This is a genomic window from Bosea sp. BIWAKO-01 (assembly GCF_001748145.1).
Lineage (GTDB): Bacteria > Pseudomonadota > Alphaproteobacteria > Rhizobiales > Beijerinckiaceae > Allobosea.
This window is the reverse complement of the sequence record NZ_BCQA01000001.1, coordinates 5,660,526-5,682,859: the sequence shown is the minus strand read 5'-3', so window position 1 is coordinate 5,682,859 and position 22,334 is coordinate 5,660,526. Positions and strand designations below refer to the sequence as shown.

General features: G+C 64.1%; 15 protein-coding genes. 9 read left to right on the top strand and 6 right to left on the bottom strand.

The window, feature by feature from the left end:
- Nucleotides 1-39: 39 nt before the first annotated feature.
- Nucleotides 40-1,674, top strand: coding sequence for an ABC transporter substrate-binding protein (locus BIWAKO_RS26425; protein ID WP_244523555.1), 1,635 nt, complete (start codon nucleotides 40-42; stop codon nucleotides 1,672-1,674).
- 73 nt (nucleotides 1,675-1,747) lie between these two features.
- On the top strand, nucleotides 1,748-3,865 hold the full coding sequence (locus BIWAKO_RS26420; protein WP_069881183.1) for an acetate--CoA ligase family protein: 2,118 nt from the start codon (nucleotides 1,748-1,750) through the stop codon (nucleotides 3,863-3,865).
- A 462-nt stretch (nucleotides 3,866-4,327) separates the two neighbouring features.
- On the opposite strand, the gene BIWAKO_RS26415 is transcribed toward BIWAKO_RS26420, so the two are convergent.
- Nucleotides 4,328-4,837: a 6-pyruvoyl trahydropterin synthase family protein gene (locus tag BIWAKO_RS26415; RefSeq protein ID WP_201788651.1), complete on the bottom strand. Its 510-nt coding sequence runs from the start codon at nucleotides 4,835-4,837 to the stop codon at nucleotides 4,328-4,330.
- An 11-nt stretch (nucleotides 4,838-4,848) separates the two neighbouring features.
- Nucleotides 4,849-5,514, bottom strand: a complete 666-nt coding sequence (gene folE, locus BIWAKO_RS26410; protein ID WP_069881182.1) for a GTP cyclohydrolase I — start codon at nucleotides 5,512-5,514, stop codon at nucleotides 4,849-4,851.
- A gap of 243 nt (nucleotides 5,515-5,757) precedes the next feature.
- Here folE and BIWAKO_RS26405 point away from each other — a divergent pair, with 243 nt between their 5' ends.
- The 3 genes from BIWAKO_RS26405 (at nucleotide 5,758) to BIWAKO_RS26395 (ending at nucleotide 9,936) form a co-directional block, all read left to right on the top strand.
- The gene (locus BIWAKO_RS26405; RefSeq protein ID WP_069881181.1) at nucleotides 5,758-6,219 is read left to right on the top strand and encodes a putative pterin-binding protein; all 462 of its coding nucleotides are present in this window, start codon (nucleotides 5,758-5,760) and stop codon (nucleotides 6,217-6,219) included.
- Between the two features lie 60 nt (nucleotides 6,220-6,279).
- Complete coding sequence (locus BIWAKO_RS26400; protein ID WP_069881180.1) at nucleotides 6,280-8,676, top strand: putative bifunctional diguanylate cyclase/phosphodiesterase; 2,397 nt, start codon at nucleotides 6,280-6,282, stop codon at nucleotides 8,674-8,676.
- A 525-nt stretch (nucleotides 8,677-9,201) separates the two neighbouring features.
- Entirely contained in the window at nucleotides 9,202-9,936 is a 735-nt protein-coding gene (locus BIWAKO_RS26395) for a hypothetical protein (protein WP_069881179.1), read from the top strand.
- 359 nt (nucleotides 9,937-10,295) lie between these two features.
- Here BIWAKO_RS26395 and BIWAKO_RS26385 read toward each other — a convergent pair whose 3' ends face one another.
- Nucleotides 10,296-11,135, bottom strand: a complete 840-nt coding sequence (locus BIWAKO_RS26385; protein WP_176733405.1) for a class I SAM-dependent methyltransferase — start codon at nucleotides 11,133-11,135, stop codon at nucleotides 10,296-10,298.
- A gap of 730 nt (nucleotides 11,136-11,865) precedes the next feature.
- Between BIWAKO_RS26385 and BIWAKO_RS26380 the strand changes: the two genes are divergently transcribed.
- The 4 genes from BIWAKO_RS26380 to BIWAKO_RS26365 all read left to right on the top strand — a co-directional run bounded on the left by BIWAKO_RS26380 (nucleotide 11,866) and on the right by BIWAKO_RS26365 (nucleotide 19,162).
- Nucleotides 11,866-14,832: a methyltransferase domain-containing protein gene (locus BIWAKO_RS26380; RefSeq protein WP_069881176.1), complete on the top strand. Its 2,967-nt coding sequence runs from the start codon at nucleotides 11,866-11,868 to the stop codon at nucleotides 14,830-14,832.
- Between the two features lie 438 nt (nucleotides 14,833-15,270).
- Nucleotides 15,271-16,896 (top strand): B12-binding domain-containing radical SAM protein, encoded by a 1,626-nt coding sequence (locus tag BIWAKO_RS26375; protein WP_069881175.1) that lies wholly within the window; start codon nucleotides 15,271-15,273, stop codon nucleotides 16,894-16,896.
- Nucleotides 16,897-17,100: 204 nt separating this feature from the next.
- Nucleotides 17,101-17,772, top strand: a complete 672-nt coding sequence (locus BIWAKO_RS26370; RefSeq protein ID WP_069881174.1) for a response regulator — start codon at nucleotides 17,101-17,103, stop codon at nucleotides 17,770-17,772.
- Nucleotides 17,765-19,162 (top strand): sensor histidine kinase, encoded by a 1,398-nt coding sequence (locus BIWAKO_RS26365; protein ID WP_069881173.1) that lies wholly within the window; start codon nucleotides 17,765-17,767, stop codon nucleotides 19,160-19,162. The genes BIWAKO_RS26370 and BIWAKO_RS26365 overlap by 8 nt, the downstream gene beginning before the upstream one ends.
- Nucleotides 19,163-19,254: 92 nt before the next feature.
- On the opposite strand, the gene BIWAKO_RS26360 is transcribed toward BIWAKO_RS26365, so the two are convergent.
- The 3 genes from BIWAKO_RS26360 to BIWAKO_RS26350 form a co-directional block, all read right to left on the bottom strand.
- A complete protein-coding gene (locus BIWAKO_RS26360) occupies nucleotides 19,255-20,130 on the bottom strand; it encodes an ABC transporter permease (RefSeq protein WP_069881172.1) in 876 nt (291 codons plus the stop codon).
- A 111-nt stretch (nucleotides 20,131-20,241) separates the two neighbouring features.
- Entirely contained in the window at nucleotides 20,242-21,066 is an 825-nt protein-coding gene (locus tag BIWAKO_RS26355; RefSeq protein WP_069881171.1) for an ABC transporter ATP-binding protein, read from the bottom strand.
- Between the two features lie 115 nt (nucleotides 21,067-21,181).
- Entirely contained in the window at nucleotides 21,182-22,180 is a 999-nt protein-coding gene (locus BIWAKO_RS26350) for an ABC transporter substrate-binding protein (RefSeq protein WP_069881170.1), read from the bottom strand.
- Nucleotides 22,181-22,334: the final 154 nt, after the last annotated feature.

Below are 22,334 nucleotides of genomic sequence, written 5' to 3'. Positions count from 1 at the left end.
CAGGGACTACCCAGAAAAGCCAAAGGGAGAGAGCACATCATGGACACGGCTAAACGAAGCGATGCGTGGACGATGCACAGGCTGGGGGCGATCTCGCTGCTTGCGGGAGCGTCGAGCCTTCTGCTCTCCGCCGCAGCCCAGGCGGACGATGGCAAGCCCGTCCCGGGTGGCACGGTCATCGCCGCGCTGAATTCGACGACGATTCCGAATCTGAACACCCAGATGACATCGTCGGTCCCGGCGCTGTTCGCCGCTGATGTCTGGGCGGACGGGCTGATGACCTATGACCGCGAAGCCAATCGCGTTCCGCGCCTGGCAAAGAGCTGGACCATTTCCGAGGACGGCAAGACCTACACCTTCAACCTTCGCGAGGGCGTGAAGTGGTCGGACGGCAAGCCGTTCTCTGCCGCCGACGTGGTCTTCACGCTGGAGAATTTCGGCAAGTTCAACACCTATCTCACCAAGCTCATGCCGCTGGTCGAGAAGTCCTCGGCTCCCGATGACAAGACCTTCGTCCTGACGCTCAAGCAGCCGCTGACCGCGACGCTCGATCTGTTCGACAAGGAGGTGTTTCCGCTGATGCCGAAGCACGTCTACGAGGGCAAGGACATCGCCACTCATCCAGCCAATATCGCTCCGGTGGGCCTTGGTCCGTTCAAGTTCGACAAATGGGTCAGCGGCCAATCGATCACCTTCGTGCGCAATCCGCACTACTGGGAGGCGCCCAAGCCCTATCTAGACTCGGTGATCTTCGCGCTCATCCCGAACCCCCAGCAGCGCCTGAACGCCATCGTCAACGGCGAGGTCAACTGGTTCCGTCCCGAGGTGGTGCAGGTCCCGGCGACCCAGCAGGCAGCGAAGCGCGGTTCGTTCCGGGTCGTGCCGATCGTGACCAACGCGCCCGAGACCGCCGTCATCGACTTCAATCTGCGGCGTTCGCCGATGAACAACGTCAAGGTCCGGCAGGCACTGTTCCACGCCATCGATCGCGAGCGGATCGTAAGGGATGTCTACCAGGGGCTGGCCGAGACCGCCAAGAACGCCATCCCGACGCAGTTCAAAAACCTGCACGACCCGTCGGTCAACTATGACACGATGTATGCCTATGATCCGAAGCGCGCCGCCCAATTGCTCGACGAGGCCGGATTTCCGCTGAAGGACGGCAAACGCTTCGCGCTCGAGTTGGCCGTGATTTCGGCTGCTCCCTATGACGCGGTGGCGCAGGTCGTGCAGGCGCAGTGGACGGCGCTCGGCATCGACGTGAAGCTCAGCGCGCTCGATCAGCAGATCTGGACCAACAAGGTCTATACGCAGCATGATTTCGATGCGTCGATCATCTCGCTGACCGGGCGTTCGAACCCGGTCCTCGGCGTCGACCGCAGCTTCGTCTGCAACGAGACCAGCGTCCCCTACGCCAATCCGACCAGCTACTGTAACCCCGAGTTCGACAAGGTCGCTGCCAATGCGGCTTCGGCGCCGGCGGATCAGCAGAAGGCGCACTACAAGACCTATGCCGAGATCATCGCGCGCGATCTGAACCAGCTTGCCCTGACGAATTCGCGCGTCTTCGAGGCCGTGACGAACAATTTCAAGAACCTGGACGCTCAGTTCAACTTCTCGTTCAACACCCATCCGAACTGGGCAGAAGCCTGGCTCCCCAAAGACAAGCAGTAACCCCTCCGGCCTCAACGCCCGCAGCCGCCGATGGCGGCTGCGACGGCGCACCGCTATCGAAGGACATATCGCCTTGCATATCGACGTCACCCCCATGGTCAGGCCACGCTCTGTGGCCATTATCGGCGCCTCGGCGAAGCGCGTCACGCAGGGCAACGTGGTCATCAGCAATCTGAAATCCTGGGGCTATGCGGGGGAGATCCTCCCGATCCATCCCCAGGCCGATCAGATCGAAGGCCTGCGCGCAGTCAACTCGGTTGCCGAGATCCGCGCGGAGACGGACCTTGCGATCATTGCCATTCCCGCGGCGCATGTGCCGGGCATGTTGCAGGAACTCGAGTCGAGTTCCGTGCGTTCGGCGATCGTCTTCACCAACGGATTCTCGCATGACGAGGAGAGGGCGATTCGGGCATTCGGCGCCCAGAGCCGCATCGTCGTGCACGGCCCCAACTGCATGGGGCTGGTCAATTTCACCGACTCGATCCCACTCTACCCATCCAGGCCGTCGCTGCGCCTGAGGCCCGGCAACGTGGCGCTGGTGGCCCAATCCGGGTCGGCGGCGATCTCGGTGATGAACTCGACGGTCATCGGGCTTTCAAAGGTCGTGACCGTCGGCAGCGAGTTCCAGGTCGCCGCCGCAGATTATGTGCGCTGGCTTGCGGACGACGATGAGACACGGGTCATCGGCGTAGTCGCGGAGTCGATCAAGTCCCCCCGCGCGCTCGCCGAGGCTGCCGAATGCGTTCATGCCGCGGGCAAGTCCCTGGTGGTGCTCAAGGTTGGTCGCTCGGATGTCGGCGTTGCGGCCACCCAGGCTCATACCGGGGCTCTGGTCAGCGATCGCGACGCCTATGACAGCTTCTTTCGGGAGACCAATATCGCGACGGTCGCGGATTATGACGAGCTCATCGCGGCGCTCGAATGCTCGGCGGTGGCGCGGCGCATGGTCCGGGGAGCAAGCATCGGCATCGTTGGCATCTCCGGCGGTCAGACGGCCCTGGCCTGCGACGTGGCGGAAGTGCAGGGCGTGCCTGTTGCGGCGTACAGCGCAGTGACCGGGCAACGTCTGCGTGCTGCCCTGCCGGGAACGGCCGGCAACAATCCGGTCGATTTCGGAGCGACGGTCAATGTCGAGGACCGCAATACGCCCGAGGCCATGAAGGCGGTCCTCTGCGACGAGAATGTCGGTGCCGTCGTCGCCCTTCAGGACACGCAGGAGAGCCTCAATCCCGCGACGTTGCAGAATTACATGAATGTGCTCGGCGTCTATGCCGAGGCCGGCAAGGCGAGCGAAACGCCGCTGGTCGTGATCTCGCCGACTTCGGAGAATGTCGATCCGGGCGTTCGTTCGATGCTGGCCGATCACGGGGTACCGCTGCTGCGCGGGCTTCACGCTGGACTTCGCGCTGTCGGTAACCTCGCCCTCGGCAAGCCGGGCCCTGCCGGCTCCTGGGCCAGCCAGCGCAGCGCAACGCGTCCCCCCTTCAACAAGGAGGTTGCCAGCCTGAGGCGCGAGATCGAGCAGTGCTCGGGCTCTCTCGATGCCGAACTGTCATTCCGACTGCTGCGCGCCTATGGAATCCCGCTGGTACGATCGATCGTCGTGAAGGACCAGAGCGAGGCGATCGACCGCGTTCGGGAGGTCGGCTTTCCCCTGGTGGTCAAGGTCGCATCCCGCGACGTGCAGCACCGCTCGGATGTCGGCGGCGTGATGCTGGGCATTCGCGATGAGGACGGATTGCGTCGTGCGATCTCGACCATTGCCGAGAATGTCGGCAGGGCGCTGCCGGCGGCGACGATCGACGGCTATGAATTGCAGGAACAGCTTGTCGACGCGGTCGAGGCCATGGCCGGGTTCACGGCTGCGCCCCCCTTTGGCCAGATGGTTGTCCTGGGAAGTGGCGGCACGCTGGTCGAGCTCATTGCTGATCGGGCGGTCGCACTGGCGCCGTTCAATCACCAGCAAGCCGGCACGATGCTCCGCCGGACCAAGCTCGACCGCATCCTGGGGGGATACCGCAACCTGATGCCTCGAACCGACACGAGCCATCTGGTCGATCTCGGGGTGAGGCTCTCGCAGCTCGCCAGCGATTGTGAGGATCTGCTGTCCGCGTGCGATCTGAACCCGATCCTCGTCCGAAAGGGGTCCGGCGAGGTGCGCGTTGTCGATGCTCTCTTTGTGCGCCGCTAACGATCGGGTCCGTCGCAGCTGATCGGTCGCGGGACGGAGAGCCCCGCCTTGCGCCGATCGCAGCCGATACACCCAGGCGGCCTATGCCCGACGGCGGGGGTCGTGCGAGCCCTGCCCGTCGCTAGCTCTGGGCGGGCGAGGTCCGCAAACGCGCGGCACGGCCAACGCCGCTACGCCACATCGGGCGGGGAGGGCGCAGGTTCATTTCCTGTTTCAATTCAACGAGCTTTCGTCGTTTCCTGAATCAGCCCCTGATCCAGCAGAATGAAGGTCCGGTCCGCGTGCAAGACGCGTCGGCCATCAACCACCAGGAAGCGATAAGCGAATCGAGTCGGTTTCGTCCAATTCCCGTGGGGCTCGCGCCGTCGAGAGCCGGGGGAAAGGCGCGCCGCCTGATCATGCCACGCTGCCTCGCGCCCGGCGCCTACCTGAAGATCGACGCAGGTCTTGACGCGGCGGCCCTCAGCCCTGCCGGCGCTCGAAGATCGCCGAGTTTCCGTCGTGTTCGCGGACCTCGACTGATTCCAGCCAGACACGCTCGCCGATCTGATTGGCGAGCCAGGCCGCAACGTGGTCGAACGTGTAGCGCGCCGTCGCCTCGCAGCCGACTGCAGGCATGATCCGCAGGTCGACAAGGCCCTTGTCGGCGAGCCCCTGGAACGCGTCGAGATGCGGGTCGTCGGCCGCGACAATCATCGTGTGGTCGAACATGTGCTTCAACCAGGTCTTGATCTCCTTCATCCCGCCGAAATCGAAGCACCAGTTGCGCTCGTCGAGCTCGTGGGTGGCGAAGATGAATTTGAAGGACAGCGCATAGCCGTGAACCAGGCTGCAATGCGAATGCGTTGCGCGCCATTGGCGGAAGCAGCAGGACAGGCCTTCGACGAAGTCATAGGTCTTGGTCGACCGATAGACATCCCGGTGAACGGTCCGCGCAGGCTTGTGGTCCTGCATCATTGCAATGCTGTCCATTGATCTGGGTCCTAAAACCGTTCCAGAGATGTGCATTCCTGTATGAATTCGGCCTTGTATGACGCGTTTGTGGCAAACTCGCCGTAGAACGAGCTGTTCACCATGCGGCTGGCATGGCTGGCCCGAACACCGCGATGGGTCTTGCACATGTGGACGGCGCTGATCCTCACCGCCAGGCCGCGGGGATTGGTGGTCTCTACGATATGCTGCTCGATCTGCTTGACCAGCTCTTCCTGGATCTGGAGGCGGGCCGCGAAATGCTGGATGATGCGATCATATTTCGACAGGCCGATGATCTTGCCTTCCGGCGACGGCAGCACGCCGATGAAGGCCACGCCATAGATCGGCATCAGGTGATGGGCGCAGGTCGAGCGGACATCGATCGGGCCAGTGACGATCAGTTGGTCGTAGCTCGTGGCATTGTCGAACTCGGTGATCTTCGGCGGCGGGTTGTAGCGGCCGTGCAGGAGTTCCTCGACGAACATCTTGGCGACCCGCGCCGGTGTATCGCGCGTGTTGTGGTCGTTCTGGTGGTCGATCTGCAGAATATCGAACAGCTCTTCGATCTTCTTCGCAGCCGCGGCCCTCATCTCCGCCCGCTCGGTCTTGTCCAGGTAGCCGTCGACCGCGTGGTTTCCGAGGCGGGCTGAATTCTGTAGGCTATTCGCTCGTGACATGTTGCATCCAGATGCCTTCGTGGGCGGTAGGGGTCGCACGTGGGTCGGGTTAGTACGTCAAAATCGCAGAGGAATTCGCAGGGGTCTTAAATATATCAGTAATTTAACCGATTTCCGCTTTTAGAGGTTTTTAATGGCCGGCTCGTAGGATTTCGAGCTTGGACCGATCGGGAGCCCCTCATGTCTATAGACACATTGCGACGTGGAATCACCCTGGGCGCGATCTCGTCCATTGGTCTGCTCATGGCCGGGACGGTCAGCGCCCAGACCTTGGCCGCTCCGACGGACAAGGTCATCCTGACGATATCCGGAAAGATCTCGGTGACCAATAGCGGAGATACCGCACAGTTCGACCGCGCTGCGCTCGAGGCGATGGGGCTCATGACAATCGAGACGAACACTCCGTGGTACTCCGGACCGCAGAAATTCGAGGGCATCTCCCTCGATAAACTGATGAAATCGGTCGGCGCCAAGGGCGACACCGTTCAAGCGATCGCACTCAACGACTATACGACTGAAATACCGCTCGAGGACTTCGCGAAGTACAACGTCATCCTGGCGCTGAAGCGCAACGCTGAATACATGCCGATTCGGGACAAGGGTCCGCTTTTCATTGTCTATCCCTATGACAGCAACCCTGAGTTGCGTAGTCAAAAGTTCTACAGCCGTTCGGCCTGGCAGGTTTCAAAGTTGATTGTCCGCTAGAGATCGGGGTGGTATCAGTCAACGGTTCGCATCTGTGGGAGAATCTGCCGGGATTAACTCATGCTGAAGATGCGAAAGATAGAAACCTTGCTCGGGGCCGTTCTTGTCGGCCTCGTTTTGTCTGCATTGTATGTATCAAGTCTTATCGTCGAGCAGCAGAATCTGATCCGGCAGACGGCGCGTTACAATGTAACCTGGCTTGCGAGCCAGTCCGTCGTCGAGCTGCAGCGCTTCCAGGAGCGCGTCGCCAGCTTCAGCATCCCGTCCAGCAAGGTCGATGCAGACGAGATAGCGCTGCGCTATCAGATCCTGCTCAACCGCCTCAGCCTGCTCAGCTCCGGCGAGTTCGAGGAATTCGTCAATCAAGGTGCCGACAGGCGTGCGACCGTCGATGAATTCCGCCAGGCCCTGGCCGAGATCGAGCCCTGGGTCGACCATCTCACCCCGGAGAATGCCGCACGGATCCGCGCGCGGCTGGCGCCGCTCGACCAGAAGATGTCGAGCCTCGCGGCCGCGGCCAACCGCATTTCCGGCGATCAGGTCGATGGCGATCAACGTGAGCTTCTGAGCCTGCACTGGTTCTTCTCGGGCATCATCGTGACGCTCGTGCTGATGTCGCTTGGCCTGGTCCTGCTGCTTCATTTTCGTAACCGGCTGCTCAATCATGCGCATCGCGAGATGCATGTGCTGACCGACGGGCTGAAGGAGGCGAAAGGCGAACTCGAACGGGCCAATGAGGACATTTCCAGCAAGAACGACAGCCTGAAAAATCAAAACGAGATGCTGGTGCTGCGCGACATCGAATTGCGGACCCAGAACCAGCGCTTCGATGCAGCCTTGAACAACATGTCGCAGGGATTGCTGCTGGTCGACGGCGAGCACCGCCTGATCGTCTGCAACGAGCGCTTTCGCCAGATGTTCGAGCTGCCGGCGTCGAGCACCAAGCCGGGGGCGAGTCTTACGACCGTGGCTGACGAGCGCTTCGCTGCCCTGCTAGCCCATCAGAAGGCCATCGCGTCCGGACCGCGATCGGCGACATTCTCGTTCGAGCTTGCCGCCGGCACGGTCTGCTCCGTCTCGCAGCAGCCGATGCCCGATGGCGGCTGGGTTGCAACCTATGAGGACGTGACCGAGCGCCGGCGCTCGGAGGAGCGCATCGCCTATATGGCGCATCATGATGCGCTGACGGACTTGCCGAACCGCGCCCAGTTTCGCGAACATCTGGAGCGCGCGCTCGAACTTCATCAAGGCGAGGTCGGCAGTTTCGCCGTGCTCTATCTCGACCTCGACCGCTTCAAGACCGTCAATGACACGCTCGGTCACGAACTGGGCGACGCATTGCTGAAATCCGTCAGCGTACGGCTGAAGAAAGCGGTTCGCGGCAGCGATATCGTCTCGCGCTTCGGTGGCGATGAATTCGCTGTGCTATGTCGCGGCTACCCCGATCTCGACGAGCTTCGCCGGATCGCAACCCGAATCGTCGAACGCATGGGGCAGCCTTTCCGCATCGCCGGCCGCGACATCAGGATCGGGACCTGCGTCGGCATCGCGCTCGCCATCAAGGATGGCAGCGATTGCGATTCGCTGCTGCGCCATGCCGATATGGCGATGTATGCGGCGAAGAACACCGGCCGGGGAACCTACTGCTTCTATGAAGCCCCCATGGAAGAGCAGATCGACGCGCGGCGCGCGCTGGAAGATGCGCTCCGTCGGGCGCTTCAGGAAAACGAGCTGGAGGTCTACTACCAGCCCATCGTCAATCTGAAGCGGATGGAGATTGTCAGTTTCGAGGCGCTGCTGCGCTGGACCCATCCGGTCCGTGGGGCGATCTCGCCGGCGGAATTCATTCCGGTCGCCGAGGAAACCGGGCTCATCGTGACGATAGGAGAATGGGTATTGCGGCGCGCCTGCGCGGATGCGGCGCAATGGCCGAACGGCACGCGGGTATCGGTCAATCTTTCGGCCGTCCAGCTTCGCAACGACGACTTCGCGCAGATCGTGTTCAGTGCGCTGGCTGCCAGCCAGCTGCCGGCTCACCGGCTCGAACTCGAGATCACCGAATCCGTGCTGCTTCAGGACAGCGACGCGACGCTCGCCGTGCTGCACCAGTTGCGTCGCTTCGGCATCCGCACCTGCATGGACGATTTCGGCACCGGCTTTTCCTCGCTCAGCTACCTCAGAAGCTTCCCCTTCGACAAGATCAAGATCGACCGGTCCTTCGTCAAAGACATGCATGTGCAGGAGGATTGCCGCGCCATCGTCACCTCGATCGCCCATCTCGGGCAAAGCCTGAACATGACGACCACCGCCGAGGGCGTCGAAACCCGCGAACAGCTGGAGGCGGTCATGGCGGTCGGCTGCACTGAGGTGCAAGGCTATTATTTCGGGCCGCCGACCCCCGCGGCGGATGTCGCGCAGGTCTTTTCGCGCCTGGAGAAGATGCGTCTCGCGGCCTGACGCCGCAGACCGCCTGCCAGGGAAGAGGGCGACGTCGCGCCTCAGGCCACCCATCCCGGCACAGGATCCGCTCCGACCGATGATCCGGGCGGCCTCGCTGCCGTCCTTCCGGCCGGGCAGACAGCCCAGCCCCAGGCCCAGCTCCGGCAGGCCAGCCCGCCGGAGACCAGCGCCCCCTCATGCATCGTTTCCCGCGACAGCGTCGCATCGATCCTGCCCGGCAGGCAGGCGCTTGAGCCTCATCCTTCGAACAGAGGATGACGTTCGCGAAGCGCCTTCCTAGTTTCCCAAGGCTGCCTCAAGCGCCGCTTCGGCGAGGCCAGGAAGCAATGGGATGGCGGGATTCCGTCTGGGGCCGAAGCCGATCTGCGTCGGGCCTTGGTGGGGAGGGGCAGGCAAAATGCCGTCGATCCATGGAATGCACGCACGGGCGGGAATGGCCAGGCGCGGGGACCATGGCGCAGCCAAATGCCCTGAAGTCAGCGCTCGGTTCCTGGGCGCCCAGGCAAGACGGAGAGGCTCGCGATGATCCTGGAGATGTTTGGGCCGTCCGGCGCCGGAAAGACGACGATGGTTTCCGCCCTGACCGCCCATCTGCGCGGCCTGGGCTATGTCGTGAACCCTCTGATCGGTGTGCGGGCCCATCCGCTGAGGCGCGGCATTCTCAAATGTCTGGCCAGCGCCAGGCTGCTCAGGTCCGCCGGCCCGGCCGCTGGCATCGCGGATCTCTTCCGGATCCTGCCGCCGAAGGACCGGCTTTGGTTCATTCGCCTCTACTGGCACCTGGCCCTGCTCCATCACGAATGGGTGGCGGCACAAACCTCCGATGCGATCACGATCTTCGATCAGGGCATGGTCCAGGCGGTCGCCTCGCTCATCATGCTCAGCGGCATAACCGACCGCGACCCTGTCGGACGCGCGCTCGACATCGTGCCTAAGCCGGACCTGCTCGTCCGCTTCGAGGCACCACGCTCTCTCCTGGAGGAGCGCCTTCGGGATCGCTGGCGGAAGATCGGCCCGCTTCAGCGCTACCTCGAAATCGACCTGCAAGGCAGCCTGGCCCATGTCGACGATGTCGACCTGGTCTCCGACATGGTCAGCGCACGCGCGCTCCCGATGATCCGGATCAGCAGTATCGATGCCCCAAGCCGCAATCTGTCGATCGATCGGATCACCGCCGAGGTGCAGGCCAGGATGCGCCCATCGCGCGTTGTCGCGGAGGAGCCGGCAGCACGTGGTTACGCCGCGCTCTCACATTAGATCATCCGACCGGATCCCCGCGATCCGCCCCGATGATCCACCCCGTTTGTGAGTTCACCAGCTCTCCCGAAAACCGTAATCCCGCTCCCGAGCCGATGCTGGAGCGTCAGCGTCGGGGCGGGAGAGCGGCATCGGCCGGGGATCTGAGCGCTGCCGTGAGGGAGGCCACCGCGATCACCGGCCCTGTCGTCGAGGGTGTCGCCCGCGACATGCAGGATTTCACCCGGAGCGGGCGTTGTCTGGGCCCCGACCGTCGGGCCCCTGGCAGCGTAGCGCCGGCACGCAGCATCGGCTTCGACAGGGGGGAGAACGCAAAGGGGCCGGCGGAGTCCCCGCGAGCCCATGCATACCCCATCGGGTCAGGTTGAAGCGCTCCGTCCTGAAGCGCTCCGTCGCGTTTGGAGTTCGGACCGGCGCAAGGGCGAGGACACGGTGCTCTCAGTTTCGGCCACGGCGGCAGTCCGTTGCAGCATGCCGAAATAGTGAGATCGAAGGGCGGGGAAGAACGTCAGCGCCGGATAGAGCGGATCGGTGAGAGCGCCGAGACGGTAGGCAATGGGAGGAATCAGCGTTTTCGAGGCCAGTTCACTCTCGAAATCGGGAAACAGGTCCTGGATGTGGCGCCGTGTCATGGCCCTGACATTGCGGTTCCAGGGATTGGGGTAACGCATGTCATACCAGATGATCACCCCGTTCGGAGACAGGACGCGATTGATCTCGCGCGCCACGTTCCTGGCCATGAGGGGGCTCAGGATCGAGGAGAACACCGTGAAGGCCAGGATGAAATCGAAATGCTGGTCGGGAAACGGCAGATTCTCCGCATTGGCTTCCGTGAACGACACGTCCGGGCATTTTCGTCTGGCGATCGCGAGGGCTTCCGGAAGCAGGTCGACCCCGAACAGGCGGTCATTGGGAAAGCCGTAGCGCTGCAGTCGGCGGACCAGATCGCCCGTCCCGCAGCCCAGGTCCAGTACACGATACTGCTTGAGGGGAGGCGCCGCTTCCCGATCAAGCAAGCGGTACAGGGCGACATCGCGATCGCGCACCATGCGCAGGCGCCCGGGGCGCCTCTCCTTGTCCGGGTTTCCGCGATCTCTCTCCGCATATTTCGCATAGGCGGATTTGATCCGCTCGATCTCGGCCGACGTTGAGTGATCGCAGATATCATAGCTGAATGGACGCATTTGAACGACTGGCATCGCAATCTCCCAGGATGAATAGCCGATGGCTTCTCGCCTGCGGATGCTTCGGGGTTTGTCACCAGCTCCAGGCGTCGGAGGCTGTTGGAACGCCGCCGACAACAGGGCAGGCGGGGCGCCCGAGGCATCCTGCGTACCACCGAGGCCAGGGTGCAGCTGGGCCCGAACGCTCGCTTCGTGCGGCCATCCGGTCATCGAGACGCATGCAAGGGTCTGGAGCCGAGGCGCCCAGGGTCGGCGTCCAGGTCGCATGAGAAACGAGGGCTCCTCCCACTCGGGGCTTCCCAAAAGTCAGCTGCGCCCGAGCGAGCCAGGCCCCTCTCTGGTACGCGCCCAGCAGGCGCTCGGCATCCTCCGAACGAAGGATGACCGGGCATTTCCTGGCCGTCGGGCCGACTGCTCCGGCCCCTGCGCCGAGGCGCCGCCTGGCGCAATCGACGCCGGCTTCGTTCATTCGAAGGATGAACTGGCCGTGCCCCGGGCGTAGCCGGTTGAGGTCAATCCCACAGCCGGCCGCCGAAAACAGGGTTGATCCGATGCGCGACGAGCAACCGACACCGATCGTGGGAGGCCCGCGAGGTCGCCTGCTGCACGGTCTCCCTGCTTCGGCAGGGTGGCGCTGCCATCGCCGCCGAATGACGGCAATCACGAGAGCCGAGCGTCAACACGCCGGAGTGCACCCGGCCCCCCAATGCAGTGGCACTTTCTTTCAATGCAAGGGTATCGGCCTATGATCATTGATCTTTTCGGCGCCACCGGTGCAACCAGAGCAAGCTTCGCCAGCGAATTGTGCAAGAGGCTCCGCGAGAGCGGTCAGACAGCCGAGATCATTCAGGGCGACTGGCCCGCAACAGGGGATCCGGCCCGAGACCCTCCGGGCAAAACCACCGGGCATGTCTTCCGCGGCATCGGCCAATGGGCCGCGGCGGCGGTCCTCCCGCTCAGTCGCAGGCTCGGATTCTGGCCCGGCTTCGATATCCTCGCCATGCTGCCGCCAGCCAATGCGGCCTGGTTCGGCGTCCTGCGCCAATATAATGCGAGCCTGAGCCATGCCTGGTCGGAGGCTGCCCGGTCGGACCAGATCGTGATCTTCGAACAAGGCTTCGTTCAAACCGTCTGCCTGCTCGCCACGCACAGCTGGGCCCTCAGCGAGGCCACCCTGGAAGCAGCCCTCGAACAGGTGCCAAAGGCCGATCTGGTTATCTGCATCGATGCACAGTCGGAGACGCCCGAGACGGATTTCGGAATGAGCCACGCCGCGGCGCCCGTCATCGCTCGCGCCGACGGGCTCCTGCATGAGCACGGGACGCCGGTGATCTCGCTTGCCTTTCAAGACGAGGCGACGCTCGGCAGCGCGCTGGACGTAGCCGTCGAGGAGGTCCTCGCGAGGCGCCCGGTTCGCGCCCCGATCGGTACGTCCGCCGCGCGAGCCGCCGCGGGCCTTACGACAGGGCGCTCCGGTCTGGCTCATCCCACTGTCCCTGCGCCGGCCGCCACCGCGGCAGCGGGGAGTGTCGCCTCTGCCGCCTGGGCTCCTCAACAGGCCATTCCGCTCCCCGGCATGCACGCGCTGCTGCCCTATCTGATCGGGGCCCTTCTCGCTTTTCTCGTCGAGTTTCTCGCCGCCAGGGTCATCGGCGCCCATAGCTACGGCATCTACGCCTTCGCCTTCGCCTGCGCGAGCGTGGTCGCCTACAGCTCCACGCTGGGCTTCAACATTTCGCTGGTGCGCCTCCTGCCAGCCTATCTCGCGCGGCAGGAGAGCAGCCTAGCCCGGGGCGTGATCCAGTATGCCGTCCGCAGGACGCTGGCGACCGCCATGGCGATCGCCGTCGTCGGAGCGACCTTCGTCACCATGTATCCCGGCTTCTTGCGGCCGGAGGTCATCGCGACCTGTCTGATGGCTCTGGCAGCGGCACCTCTGCTTACGCTTCTCCTGATCAGCGGCTCCGTCACACGGAGCTTCGGCGGCGCGCTGTCGGTCCTCGCGATCGAGCGTGTCGTCCTGAACGGGCTTGTTCTCGGCGTGATCTTCCTGACAGCCTGGTACCATCTGTGGCCACGCGACGCGACGCTCGTCATGGGCTCCACGCTTGTCGGCTCGGCGATGGCGGCCATGGTGCTCGTGCCGGCCCTGCGGGGGGGGCGGCCGCGGGCTGTCCGCGTGGCCGTCGCGAATTATGCCGCCGCCGAATGGCGCTCCTCCATCGCGCCCCTCACGATGATCGTCGCCGCCGAGATCGTCCTGAACCGGGCCGGCGTCATCGTGCTCGGACTGGAGGGGCGCATTACCAAGGTCGGCATCTTCGGCATTGCCCTCAGCATGGCGACACTGGCGACACGTCCCCTGGTGGCCTTTGGCCGATCGATCCTGCCTCTGGCTTCGCGATTGGATGGCGGGGATGATCGACCGCAACTTCAGGCGCTGCTGAGCCACTCCGCCAGACTGTCATTGATGGCGGCGGTCCTGATCTCCGTTCCGCTGCTCCTGCTCACCGATCCGCTGCTGAACTGGCTGGGGCCCGACTTCGAACGCGCGGGCCCCGTCCTTCGCATCCTCCTGGTAGGTCAGGTCGTCGCGGCCGCTTTCGGTTCCCAGCAAGCGCTCATGACGATGGCTGGGCAAGAGCGGGCAGCAGCAACCATGCTGATCGCGGGGGCTGCGGTGAACATCGTGGCCACGATTGTGGCGAACCGGTTCTGGGGACTGACCGGCGCCGCGGTGGCAACGGTCGTCACCGTCATCGCCTTGAACCTGGCGCTCGCCATCTTCCTGCGCCTGCGCCTCCAGATCAGGCCGGGCCTGGCCTCGGCCGCGCCTCCGGTGCCGATGCATTGGTCCAGATCACAGCTGGCGAACGGACGGAGCGATGCTTCGACCGTTGGCGCGACCTGGGAGAGGGAGCCACGAGGCGGAGCGCGCGGGGGCGGTGGCCTGGGCCAGCCGTACGTCCCGCAATGCGAATCCTACCGCGTGAGATCGACCGGCGCAGGCTATGGCCAGCGTTATGTCAGGATCTTCTCCGAGGGCTACTACGCCATCAACTGGCGCGAGGTCGAAGCGCCTTTGCTCAGGGAGATCTTTGCGGGGCTTGCGTCCCGAGGCGCGTCGAGGTCCCTCGATTTCGCCTGCGGGACCGGGCGCATCCTGGAACTGCATGAAGAGGCTTTCGACGACATCGTCGGCGTCGATATTTCGCCGGAAATGCTCGCTCACGCGCGCGCGCGCTACCCTGAAATCCGCTTCGTCGAGGCCGACCTGACCCGGACCGGTGCGATCGAGGCCGTCAGCGACCGGCAGGTTTGCACCGCCTTTCGCTTCTTCCTCAATGCCGAGCCTTCGCTTCGCGCGGAGGTGCTCGACGTCCTGAGGAACTGCCTCGTCAAGGACGGCGTTCTCGTTGCCAATTTCCATGGCAACCCGGCAAGCCTGGTGGGGCTCGTCTATCCCCTTCGCAACCGTATTGCCGGGCGTGAGATCTACAAGCTGATGCGCGAGGACGAGGCGGTTGCACTGCTCGAGGCGCACGGCTTCGCGGTCGAGGAGGTGCATTGGTACGGGCTCTGGCCACCGGTCTTCCGGAAGTTCGATTGGTTGAACACGCTGTGCATGGCCCCGGTCGAGGCCCTGGGGCGGCGGTTCCCGGCCCTGATGAGGCGGTGCCAGACCTTCGTTGTCGTCGCCAGGCGCCGGTGACGACGAGGCGCCGCGCGACAGGCCGCAGGCGCGGCGCAGCTGGCGCGACGGAGTGGTCGCGGCAGCTCCAGCGTTTGGAGCTTCCGTGATGTTTTGAGGGGCTCTTGGGGGCGTTCTCGCTCAGGAAGCGCTGAAAACACCGTATTCTGACGCGTGGAGTGCACCAGGTTCTCAGGCACGGTCCTTGCTGATGATGTCCCTGCCAACCCGGAGGCAGCGACGCAATGCCCGTCTTTCCACCCGCCCAATGCTGAATTCGAGCAGCGATCGCTCAACGACGGTAGCAGCGATGTCTCGAGCTTCTCCCCCAGTCCGCAAGTCCTAGCAATCAGCAAGTCCTTGCAGCCCCCCGTTTTGGGCACGCAGGCGCGCCCGTCCGGAGGCTCGTCGGCCGATGAGCCCGCATTCCTCCGGTCAAGGCGCGAAGCAGGAGACGACATGCACAGTGAACGCTGCAGGGTCTTGATGGTCTATCCGCGTTTCAACGCGGGCTCCTTCTGGAACTACAAGGCGACTTGCGAGCTCGCCGGAGCGCTCCATCCCGCCGCTCCGCTTGGATTGATCACGGTTGCTGCGCTGTTGCCGGCGGCGTGGGAGATCCGGCTCGTCGACCTGAATACGGAAGAACTCGCCGAAGAGAACCTCGGCTGGGCCGACCTCGTGATGACGGGGGGCATGCTGCCGCAGCAGGAGGGCACGCTCGCCATCATCGAGCGGTGCCGCATGCACCGCAAACCGGTCGTCGTAGGCGGGCCCGACGCTACCTCCACGCCGCATGTCTATGCGGCCGCGGACTTCCTGGTGCTCGGGGAGGCCGAGGAGATCATGGCCAGCTTCGTGTCCGCCTGGCAATCAGGGGCGAGGACCGGCGTCTTCAAGTCCGAAATGGGCAAGACCGATGTCACGAGGAGTCCGACGCCGCGCTTCGATCTGCTGAAGTTCGAGCGCTATCTGCATGTCGGCATCCAGTTCTCGCGCGGCTGCCCCTTCAATTGCGAGTTCTGTGACATCATCGAGCTCTATGGGCGCGTGCCGCGCACCAAGACGAACGCGCAGGTCCTGACCGAGCTCGAGTTGCTGCATGCGCTCGGCTATCGCGGCCATGTCGATTTCGTCGACGACAATCTCATCGGCAACAAGAAGGCGCTCAAGCAGTTCCTGCCCGATCTCAAACGCTGGATCACCGAGAAGGACTTCCCCTTCGAATTCTCGACCGAGGCGTCGATCAACCTTGCCGATGATTCGGCCCTGATGCAGGCGATGAGCGAGGCCAATTTCTTCACGATCTTCGTCGGCATCGAGAGCCCGGACTCCGATACGCTGATCTCGATGCAGAAGAAGCAGAACACAAGGCGCAGCCTGCAGGAGAGCGTGCACAGGATCTACCGGGCGGGGCTGTTCGTGAATGCCGGCTTCATCCTCGGGTTCGACAGCGAGAAGGGCAGCGTCGCGCGCGACATGATCGCCTGTATCGAGGATACCGCGATCCCGGTCTGCATGGTCGGCCTGCTCTATGCCTTGCCCAACACCCAGCTGACGCGGCGCCTGGAACGCGAGGGAAGGCTCCAGATACCCGATGACACCGCTCCCGCACGGCAGTTCGGTGACCAGTGCACCGCAGGCCTCAACTTCGAGACCAGTCGCCCGCGCCGCGCCATTCTGGCGGATTACAAGGCCGTTCTGGAGGCCGTCTATGCGCCTGGGGCTTTCTTTAGCCGGGTTCGGCGCGTCGGCCGGATGCTCGATTGCACCAATCGCCGTCTGGAACTGCCGAAATCCATGGAATGGCAGGAGCTGAAATCGTCCTGGCGTCTGCTCTGGCGCTTGTCGACGATGACGGGCGACGTCAGGCGCGAGTTCTGGAAGACGCTGGTAGATTGTCTCGCGCATAACCGCCGGGCCTTGCCCTATGTGATGATGATGGTCGCGCTCTACGTCCATCTCGGCCCGTTCTCCCGCCAGGTGATCGGCCAGGTGCAGCAGCAGATCACCGATATCGACAAGGGGCGCCATCCGCAGATCCCCGCGAAGCAGCGCGTGCTGGAGGTGATGGCCACAGGCTGAGGGGCGCTTCGCATTTACGACGACGCCTTCCGCCCACTCATTGTTTGGCATGGCGTTGTCGATCGCTCCTCGCAAGGTGGGCGAAGCGTCCCTGAAACCGGACGCCGCGGCACGGCTTTTCCTTCACAGGGCCCGGCCCGACCGTTTAGGAAGAAAGCTCGGAATGGTTCGTGCCGCCGATTGGCCTGCGAGAACGCGTATCCAATGCGAATACTGCTCGTCGAGGATAATCAGGAGCTGTCCGATTGGCTGGCTCGCCTGCTGCGCAAGAGCCGTTATGTCGTCGACTGCGTTCGTGATGGGAGCGACGCCGACGCTGCGCTTTCGACCCAGGTCTATGACCTCATCATTCTCGACATGGCCTTGCCTGGCATGGGCGGGATCGAGATCCTCAAGCGCTTCAGGGCTCGCAAGGGCGTGACGCCCGTCATCATCCTCACCGCCAATGATGCGATCTCCAGCCGTATCGCCGGGCTGGATAGCGGCGCCGACGACTATCTGGTCAAGCCGTTCGACCCGCTCGAGCTCGAGGCACGGGTCCGTGCACAACTGCGGCGCAAGCAAAGCGACAGGCTGGTGACGGTCGCCTTCGGTGCGATCGTCCTGGAGACGACCACACGGCAGTTCTCGGTGGGAGGCGTGCCCCTGCCGTTGACCCAGCGCGAGCACGCGGTTCTCGAGACCCTGGTGCTGGCGGCGGGGCGCGTCGTCTCGAAGGCGACGCTCACCGATACCGTATTCGGCCTCGACGATGACGCGACCTCGAATGCGATCGAGATTTACGTCCATCGTGTCCGCAAGAAGCTCGAAGGCACCGGCGTCTCCATCGGGACGTTGCGTGGGCTGGGCTACGCGCTGAGGAAGCAGGATGGCTAGGAGCCTGCGAGGCGAGCTTCTCGGCTGGCTGCTGGTTCCGCTCGCCGGTATCGTCGCTTTCAACGCCTGGACGGCGCATGGGAGCGCGGTTTCCACGGCCAACCTCGTCACCGATCGCATGCTGCTGGCTTCGGCGCGGGTGATCGCGGAGCAGGTCAAGGAAAGCGACGGCAGCGTAGAGGCCCTGATTCCGCCTTCGGCAATCGAGATGTTCGCAACCTCCGATCGCGACCGGGTGATCTACCAGGTGATCGCGCCCTCGGGCGAATTGATCGCCGGATTTCCCGATGTCGCGGGGCCGCCCGCGCCGCCGAGCGACCTGCAACCCGTCTTTTTCTCCGCGCGCTTTCGTATCGACGACATCCGGGCGGTGGCGCTGGCACAGCCCGTCGTGTCGAAGACGGCCGGCGGCAATGCCATTGTGATCGTGGGCACCACCTTGCGCGGCCGCGACCGGCTGGTGACCGAACTTTGGTTGAATTCGGTCCGCGATCAGGCGTTGCTGGTGGGGCTCGCCGCGCTCCTGGCGCTCTTCGGTCTGCATCGCGGCCTTGGGCCGCTGCTCGGGCTGCGCAAGGAATTGGCGGAGCGCCGCCCCGGTTCGCTGCAGCCCGTCGAGACGGCGCATCTGCAGAGTGAGTTGAGACCGCTGATCGGCGCGCTCAATCACGCCTTCGGGCGCATCGAGCGCTATGTGGCCTTGCAGAGGCGCTTCGTCGCCAATGCCTCCCATCAGATGCGGACGCCACTTGCCGTCCTGAAGACCCAGTCGACCGTCGGATTGCGGGAAACCGAGCTCGCCTCCAAGGACGAAACCCTCCACGCCATCGACCGAGGGCTCGATGCCCTGGCCCGGCTGGTCAACCAGTTGCTGACCTTGGCCCGTGCCGAACCGGGTGGCGCGGCCCTGCGCAAGGTCCCCGTCGACTTCGCCACGGTAACGCGCGAGGCCCTGGAGGGCCTGGCGCCGATTGCCTTCGAGCGCGAGATCGACCTCGCCTTCGATCTGTCGGGCGGGGCGGCCATGCTGCAGGGGCACGAGACGCTGTTGCGCGAGATCGTCGTCAACCTCGTCGAGAATGCGCTGCGCTACACGCAAACGGGCGGTGCCGTCTCCGTCGCGCTGTCGCAGACAGAGGGCCAGATCCGCCTTGTCGTCGAGGATACCGGGCCGGGCATCCCCGAAGAGGAACGGGAGAGGGTCTTCGAGCGCTTCTACCGCCTGCCGGGCGCCGGGCCGGACGGCACGGGCCTCGGGCTTCCGATCGTGCGCGAGATCGCCGCAGCGCATGGCGGCAGCGTCGCCCTCGCGGATCGTTCCGCCGGGCCGGGCCTGCGAGCCGAGGTCAGGCTTCCGTCGCTGCCGGCTGCGGCGCCGGACCAGAGCTGATCCACCCAGGCTGAACCGGGTATCGCCAGTCACAAAAATAGCCTCGCCCGGTCGGTGGACCGGGCGAGGCCTTTTCTTTCGTTGCGCGTGTCCTACTGCGTGTCTTGCAAGGGGGCGGGCCGCCATGTCGCGAGGCTGCGCTCCAGCCGGGTCATCAGGTATTCGGCCAGCAGGGCGACAACCATGATCACGACGATCGCGGCATACATGCCGGCGGAATCGAAGGAGCCTTTGGCGATGTTGATCAGGAGCCCGATGCCGTAGCGCGCGCCGACGAACTCCCCGACGATCGCGCCGATGATGGCGAAGCCGAAACTCACATGCAGCGAAGCGAAGATCCAGCTCATCGCCGAGGGGATCACCACCGAGCGCGTCAGCTGCCAGCCGCGCGCACCGAGGATCTGGGCATTGGCGATCAGGTTTCGGTCGGCCTCGCGCACGCCCTGGAAGGCGTTGGCGAAGACCACGAAGAACACCATGACGAAGGACAGGGCGACCTTGGACGCGAGGCCGAGCCCGAAGACCATGATGAAGATCGGTGCCAGCACCACACGAGGAATCGAGTTGATCACCTTGATATAGATCGAGAAGATATCGGCCAGCATGCGGTTGCGGCCGAGCGCGATGCCGACGACGATGCCGGCGACCGAGCCGGTCGCGAAGCCGATCAGCGATTCCTCCATGGTCACCCAGAGATGGAACCAGAGCGGCCCTTCCGAGGTGCCCTCGAAGATCCATTCGACCAGGCGCGACCAGATCGCGCTCGGGCTCGAGAAGAAGAACTCGTCGATGATGCCGGTGCGCGCGCCGATCTCCCAGCCACCGAGGAAAGCGAGCAGGATGGCCCAGCGCCAGAACAGGACGAGCTGCGTGCGGCGGCGCGCCGCCTTGGCGGCGGCGGCCTCGATCTCGGCGTCGGAGGTCCCGGCGCGATAGACCGGCCCGGAGGCGATTGCGATATCGGCCATGTCAATTCTCCCTAGGCATCGGCCCGAAAAGTGGATTGCGCTTTTCGGGAAAGCCGACGCAATCACAGATGGTTAGATCATCGGTCCGGATACGGTATCCGGTTCGATGATCTAGGCTGCGCGGGCTTCGTCGCGGGCGGCGCCGCGCTGCACTTCGTCGCGCAGGTCGTCCCAGATCGTCTTGGACAGGGCGATGAAGTCCTGCTCGTAGCGGATTTCGCTGACCACGCGCGGGCGCGGCAGATCGACGGGATAGACCGATTTCACCGTCGCGGGCCCCGAGGTCAGCACATAGACCTTGTCGGCGAGCGCAATCGCTTCTTCCAGGTCATGCGTCACGAAGACGACCGAGGCCTTCGCCTCCGACCAGAGGTCGAGCAGCACGTCGTGCATCAGCACGCGCGTCTGCACGTCGAGCGCCGAGAAGGGCTCGTCCATCAGCAGGATCTGCGGCTCGTTGATGAAGGTCTGCGCCAGCGAGACGCGCTTGCGCATGCCGCCGGAGAGCTGGTGCGGGTATTTCGTCTCATGTCCGGTCAGGTGGACGCGCGCCAGCCATTGCCTGGCCTTCGCATAGGCCGCGTCGCGCGGTGTCCCCCGGAAGAGCGGGCCGGCCACGACATTGTCGATCACGTTGCGCCAGGGGAACAGCGCATCGGTCTGGAAGGCGAAGCCGATGCGTGGGTCGATGCCGTCGACGGGGGCGCCGAACAGGCGGACTTCGCCGCTCGAGGGGCGGGCGAGGCCGGTCACCAGGTTCAGCGTGGTCGACTTGCCGCAGCCTGTCGGGCCGACCACGGCGACGAACTCACCGCGCGCCACGCTCATGTTGAAGTCGCGGATCGCGGTCATCGACCGGCCATCGGGTGTCAGGAAGCGGCGGCTGACATTGATCAGCTCGATCGCCGGGCTCTCATCGGAAGCGGTCGCGGACATGGCTTCTCCTTCGCCGGCAGGCCGGCGTTCGCGGATCGCAAGAGGCGCAAGGCAGGGAGGCTAAGGGTAGCAAGGCGGGCGATGGCCTCACGCCATCGCCCGGGCGCGGGTGGACCTATTTGACGTTCTTCACGAACTCGGTCGTGTAGGTCTTCGACAGGTCGATCTGCTTGCCCTGGATATTCTTCGAGAAGGCCGAGAGCACGGCGAGGACCGTTTCCGGGCCGCCTTGCGGCATCACGCCGTCGACCGTGAACATGGCCTTTCCGTCGGCCAGCGCCTTGACGTAGGCCTCCTTGTTGCCGGCGTAATAATCCTTCGGCATCTTGTCGGCGATGTCGGCGGCATCATGCGTATTGATGTAGCGCAGCGTCTTGACGAAGGCGTTGGCGAGCTTCTGGACGATCGGCTTGTTCTTCTCGATCCAGGCCGTCTGCATGTAGAGCGAGGCGGCCGGATAGGTGCCGCCGAGCGCTTCCTTGGTCTTCTCGACGGTGCGCATATCGACCAGGACCCGGGCCTCGCCGGTGGCGAGCAGGCGGGAGATCGTCGGTTCCGTCGTCATGCCGGCCTGGATCTTGTCCTGCTGCATGGCCGCGATGAAGGTCGTGCCGGCGCCGACCGGAAGCGAGGTGAAGTCGCCGAGCTTCACGCCGGACTTCATCATCAGGTACTGCGTCAGGAAATTGGTCGAGGAGCCGAGCCCGGTCACGCCGAGCGTCTTGCCCTTCAGGTCCGCCATCGACTTCACGTCGGGATATTTGGACGAGACCAGCTCGACTTCGCCCGGCGCCTGGCTGAACTGCACCACGGACATCACATATTTGCCCTTGGCCTGCAGGTCGACGCTATGGTCGTAGAAGCCGACGACGCCCTGAACCGCGCCGGCCAGCATCTCGTTCTCGGCGTCGACGCCGGCGGCTTCGTTCAGCAGCTCGACATCGAGCCCTTCGTCCTTGAAGTAACCCAGGCTCTCCGCGAGCTTGGCCGGCAGGTAGATCTGCTTCTCGTAGCCGCCCACCATGATGGTGACCTTGTCGGCAGCCAGCGCGACGCCAGCCGCAGTCAGCAGTGCGGCGACTGCGATCGATGTCGTGAGAATACGGGCGCGCATGGCGGCCTCCTCGTTCAGGTTTCCTCCTGCGCTTCGTTCCGCCTTGTGTGACGGATTGAATGAACCGCAGCGTCGTGACCGATATCCCGCGAACCTTTCACCAGACTTTCAGGGCTGCGGAAGTCACAGTCCTGTGCTTGGCGCAGCCCGCACC